Origin of the sequence: Micromonospora globbae (assembly GCF_003610785.1) — a bacterium.
In the GTDB taxonomy this organism is placed as follows: domain Bacteria; phylum Actinomycetota; class Actinomycetes; order Mycobacteriales; family Micromonosporaceae; genus Micromonospora; species Micromonospora globbae.
This window is the reverse complement of record NZ_RAQQ01000067.1, coordinates 1-5,215: the sequence shown is the minus strand read 5'-3', so window position 1 is coordinate 5,215 and position 5,215 is coordinate 1. Positions and strand designations below refer to the sequence as shown.

5 protein-coding genes are annotated in these 5,215 nt (G+C 70.3%); all 5 read left to right on the top strand.

Going from position 1 to position 5,215, the window contains the following annotated elements; all coding sequences use genetic code 11:
- Positions 1-364 (top strand): C40 family peptidase (locus D7I43_RS32105; RefSeq protein WP_147427377.1); only part of this gene is annotated, 364 nt, incomplete at its 5' end.
- 133 nt (positions 365-497) lie between these two features.
- Positions 498-1,253, top strand: coding sequence for a TnsA-like heteromeric transposase endonuclease subunit (locus tag D7I43_RS32100; RefSeq protein ID WP_204985346.1), 756 nt, complete (start codon positions 498-500; stop codon positions 1,251-1,253).
- Positions 1,250-3,292 (top strand): helix-turn-helix domain-containing protein, encoded by a 2,043-nt coding sequence (locus D7I43_RS32095; RefSeq protein WP_109904535.1) that lies wholly within the window; start codon positions 1,250-1,252, stop codon positions 3,290-3,292. The genes D7I43_RS32100 and D7I43_RS32095 overlap by 4 nt, the downstream gene beginning before the upstream one ends.
- Entirely contained in the window at positions 3,289-4,380 is a 1,092-nt protein-coding gene (locus tag D7I43_RS32090; protein WP_109904537.1) for a TniB family NTP-binding protein, read from the top strand. Before D7I43_RS32095 ends, D7I43_RS32090 begins: the two co-directional genes overlap by 4 nt.
- A 17-nt stretch (positions 4,381-4,397) precedes the next feature.
- Positions 4,398-5,215, top strand: an 818-nt coding sequence (locus D7I43_RS32085; protein ID WP_192902323.1) for a TniQ family protein, incomplete at its 3' end; no start/stop codon positions are given.

Here is a 5,215-nt window from a genome sequence, read left to right as displayed (position 1 = left end):
CGGCACCCCCTACACCTTCGGCGGGGACTGCACCGCACCCCACTCCGGAATTCCCGCCCGCCAGTGCGACTGCTCGTCTCTGCTGCAGCAGGCATACCGGGCCGCCGGCATCGCCATTCCCCGCACCACCAGAGAGCAGGTCCATGCCGGTACCGCGGTCACCGACTACCGCGACCTGCGGCCGGGAGACCTGCTGTTCATCGCCGGCAGCCGCGGCAGCACCGCCCGTCCCGGCCACGTCGGCATGTACCTCGGCCAAGGACTGATCGTGCAGGCCCCGCACAGCGGCGACGTCGTCAAGATCAGCCGCCTGGACGCGTGGGCCAGTCAACTGGCCGCCGTACGCCGAATCGTCGATTCATGACCGTTGTAGGTTCTCAACCTCGATGACGCTTTCTCAAGATCGTGTCGTCGTGGATGTCGCTTGCGACATGAATGTGAGTGACGTCGGCGTGGCGGAGGGTCCAATTACGACGCAACGTAGCACGATTCATCGCGTGGCTCGGGAGGATGCGGCTCGCCGCGATGTGCCGATGGCCGTGCGGTGGCGGGGCGCAGACGGGTCGTTGTCGGAGTCGGCGCTGGCTCGCGTTGTGGTCGAAGATGTGCTGGCCGGCATGCCGGTCCGTGACTGCCGCTGGTATCGAGGCCGCCGCTTCTATTCGGGCTGGTACTGGTCGGCCACGATGCGCCGGCTGGTCGCGTACGAGAGCCGGCTGGAGTTGGCCCGGATCATGCTGGCCGACTTCGACGCCGCGGTGGTAGGGATTGCGGCCCAGCCGTTTCAGCTGGTCGGCGAGGATGGCAGCCGGGTCCGCCGGCATGTGCCGGATCTATTGCTGCTCAACGACTCTGGCCTGGTGACGGTCGTTGACGTGAAGCCGGCGCGCCGGGTGGCAGAGCCGGATGTGGCGGCGATGTTCGCGTGGACGCGGGAGGTCGTGGCCGCCCGTGGCTGGGCGTTCGAGGTGTGGACCGGAGCGGATCGTCAGGTGCTGGCCAACGTCACATTTCTCGCGGGTTACCGGCGCAGGCCGGTGGTGAACGAGGCGCTGGTGCCGGTGGCGCTGGAGCTAGCGGCCGGTCAGGCAACGGTCGGTGGGCTGGAGGCGGCGTTGACCTCGTACGCGCCGCTGGAGGTGGCACGGCCGGTGGTGTTGCACCTGATTTGGGCGGGCGCGCTGCACGCGGAGCTGGAGCGGCCCTTGGGGTCCGGCACGCCGATCAGCATGTCGGCCGGGGTAGCGGCGTGACCGATCGGGTGTTGACGGTTGGGCCGGGGGCGCAACTGCTGTTCGACGGCGATGTGTCCGAGGTCGTCGAGCTGGACGGGACGCGGGTGGTGCTGCGCAATGTCCGCACCGGCGGCCTGGTGAGCGTGGGGCTGGCGCGGCTGGTGATGGCCGCGCAGGCGGTGACGGGCCGGGCCGATGAAGGGCCGTCGGTGGGTGTGTTGCTGGCCGGGTTGAGCCGCCGGCAGCGGCAGGAGATCGCGGAGCGTGCTGAGCACGTCCGGGAGGTGTTGACCGGGTTCCGCAGCGGTCAGCCTGACCGGGCTGCGTCGGGGGAACCCGATCCGCGGTTCGCGGCGGAGGTGCCGTGGAAGACCCGTTACGCCAACAAGGCGGCCCAGTTGGGCGTGACCGCGCGGACGGTCGAGCGGTGGGTAGCCGGTTACCGGGAGGCGGGCGAGGCCGGTCTGGTGACGCGGCGTCCGGGCGCGTCGTCACTGGTGGACCCGCGCTGGGACGAGGCGGCGCGGCAGGTGCTGGCTGGGCTGGTGAATGCGTCCACGCCGACGCGCAGCGCGGTGATCGCGCGGGTGAGCGCGGCGCTGGCCGAGCAGTTCGGCGACAGCGTGGTGCCGTTGCCGTCACAGGCGACCGCCTACCGCCGGTTGGCCGAGCTGACCAAGGGCACGAACGCGGTGTCTGGCAGCGCGAAAGGCCGCCGGTCGATCGCCGAGCGTCCGGCGGGGGTCTACGGACGGCTGGAGGCGACCCGGCCCGGCGAGTACCTGATCCTGGACACCCAGGATCTGGACGTGTTCGCCATGGAGCCGGTGACCTGCCGGTGGGTGCGGGCGCAGCTGACGGTCGCGCAGGACCTGTTCACCCGCTGCATCGTCGGGCTGCGGGTCACGCCGGTGTCAACGAAGGCGGTCGATGTCGCCGGGGTGCTGTTCGAGGCGGTCGCCGGGCGGCCGGTCCCGGACTCGTGGCCGCCGTCAGCGGCCTGGCCGTATCACGGTGTCCCGTCGCAGGTGGTGTTCGACGCGTCGGTGCCGTCGGCCGGGCCGGTCTGCGCGCCGGAAACCCTGGTCGTTGATCACGGCAAGGTGTTCCTATCGGCGCATGTGATCGGCGTCTGCACCCGGATGGGGATCTCGATGCAGCCAGCGCAGCTGCACAAGCCTACCGACAAACCCACCGTCGAACGGTTCTTCCGCACCCTGCGCGAAGGGCTGATCCAGCACCTGCCTGCTTACAAGGGCCCGGACCTGCACTCGCGTGGCCTGAACGTCGAGACCGAGGCGTTCCTGTTCCTGCATGAGGTGGAGGACGTGATCCGGGAGTGGATCGCGACGGTCTATCACCGGGCCAAGCACGACGGGCTGACGATTGCAGCCTGGCCACATCTGGCCCTGTCTCCGGTCGAGATGTTCGGCGCCGGCATCGCAGCGGCCGGGCTGCTGCGGCTGCCCGCCAGCCCGGACCTGGCCCTGGACTTCCTGCCGGTTGTCGGGCGCACGATCCAGCACTACGGGGTGGAGATCAACGGGTTGCGCTATAACGGTCCCGGGTTGAACGGCTATCGCAACACGCGCAGCCCGTACCGGGGTGCTCTGGCGGGGCGGTGGCCGATCCGGCTCAATCCGGACGACGTGCGTCACGCCTGGTTCCAGGATCCGGCCGACCAGCGGTGGCACCGGCTCGACTGGGAACACGCCGCCGGCCTGGACGCGCCGTTCTCGGCCGATGCCGCCGCCTACGCCCGCCGGCTGGCTGCCGCGCCCGGCGCGGCCCTAGAGCCGGCGAAAGCGCTTTCGGAACTGCTTGAGCGGTGGAGCGTGGGGATGGTCACCGACCGGCGGGAGCGGCGCATGGCCGCTCGCCTGTCGTTGGAGTACGCCGCCCTGCCCCACGTCGAGCCGTCCGGCTCCAGGGCGCAGCCGGCCGACGAGGCGACCTCGGTCGGCGATCCTCTGGTTGGGGACGACGATGACGGCGACTTCGCCGCAGGCCGTGATGAGGACGGGTTCTACGACGACGCGTTCGAGGTGCTGACGTGAACGGTCTCTACAGCCTGTCCCGCAAGGAGGGCTGGCGACGATGGGTCGACACCCCGGCCCGGACCCGCCCGGAGCGGCTCACCCCGACCGGGCTGGCCGCGCTGAGCGAGGACGCCCGCGACGACTACGCCGAGGCCCGGCACGACTGGCACGCGAACTTCGGCATCCTGAGGACCCCGCAGCTGGCCGCGATTCACGACGAGCTCGACCAGATCGTCGCCACGAACCGGCAGGATCCTGACCGGGTGCGCGGTGCTGTGGTGATCGACGCGCTGCCCGGGTTGGGCAAGACCACGATCGCGAACACCTTCGCCCGTGACGTCGACCGCCGCGCCCGCCGCCGCGCCGGCCCGGTCACCGACGAAGGCCACGAACGGCTGCCGGTGTTCCGGGTCGGGCTGACCTCTCGCACCACGCTGCGCACCCTGAACCGGATGATTTGCGAGTTCTACGGCCACCCTGGGGCCGAACGCGCCAGCGCCGCGCAGCTGGCCGTGTTCGCCGTCGACTGCGTCCTGTCCTGCGACACCCGGCTGGGCATCATCGACGACCTGCACTTCATCGACCTGAACCGCCGCGACGGCGTCGAGGTATCCAACCACCTCAAATGGCTGGCGAACGAGCTGCCCGTGACGTTCGTCTACGCCGGTGTCGGGTTGGCCGAACGAAGGCTGTTCGCCGAAGGACTGGCCGGTGAAGCCGCCGCGCTGGCGCAGACCGCCCGACGCTGGACCCGCCTGGAACTGCCTCCGTTCTTGATCGACACCGACGCTGGCCGTGTCCACTGGATCAACCTGCTCAAGGCCACCGAACGGCAACTCGTGCTCAATCGGGCGTATCCCGGGATGCTGGCCGACATCGGTGACTACCTGTTCGCCCGCACGACCGGCCATATCGGTTCGTTCATCACGCTGGTCACCCGCGGCTGCTACAAGGCCATCCGCCACGGCCACGAACGCCTTGACGTCGACTTGCTCGACACCATTCGCATCGACGAGGCGTCCGAGGCTGCTCGCCACCAGCTGCAGGCCGCGTTCACTGCGGGCTCCATGACCACCCGCCCACGCCGCCGCGCCCGCATCAGGTGATCGGAACCCTGCCCAGGGTGCTGCCTCTGCGGACGAGGATTGACCCGGGTGAGGCGCTCGACGGGTGGCTGCTGCGCCTGGCCCGCCGCAACCAGATGCCCGCGCAGTGGCTAGTCGCCGCACTCGGCCTAGCGGAGGTGGTACGCAGGAAGACGCCCCGGACGTTGGTTCGGGGCATGTCCACCAGCCAGTTACGCGACATGGAGCAGCAGGCCGGGCTGCCCCGCACCGCCCTCGACACCGCCGTCTTGGCCCCCTACCACCTGGTCGGGTGGCCGGCCCTGCCCGGCTCCCGGTTCTGCGCCGCCTGTCTACGCGAGCCCGACGCCCGCTGGCCGATCCGCTGGCAGCTGCCCTACACCTTCGCCTGCCTGCGCCACCACTGCCTCCTCGCGGGCTACTGCCCCGCCTGCCAGCAGGCGCCGCACAGCCATTGGTCGATGCGCACCGGAACGGTCGACGCGCACTGGTGCACCCTGCGCCGGCCCACCAGCCGAGACATCTGCGGCGCCGACCTGCGCGAGCACCAGCCCCACCAGCTCGACCCCGGCGATGCCCGCCTCGCCGCCCAGCAGTGGATCAATACCCTGCTCGACACCATCAACGATGCGGGCGCCGCCGATCAGCTACGCGACGTTCACGGGCTCGCGCAGTGGCTGCGTCGGCGAGTGCACCCGGATGACCTCGGCAGGTTCGGCGACATCACGGTCGCCGCCGCACCCGAGCACCAGCAGCGGCGTCGCCGCAACACCGGCCGACGCCACCAGGTCCTGGAAACGGTCGTGACGGCGGCCGTCGCCACCCAGGCGGTCGAGTTGCTGTCCAGCGCCACTAA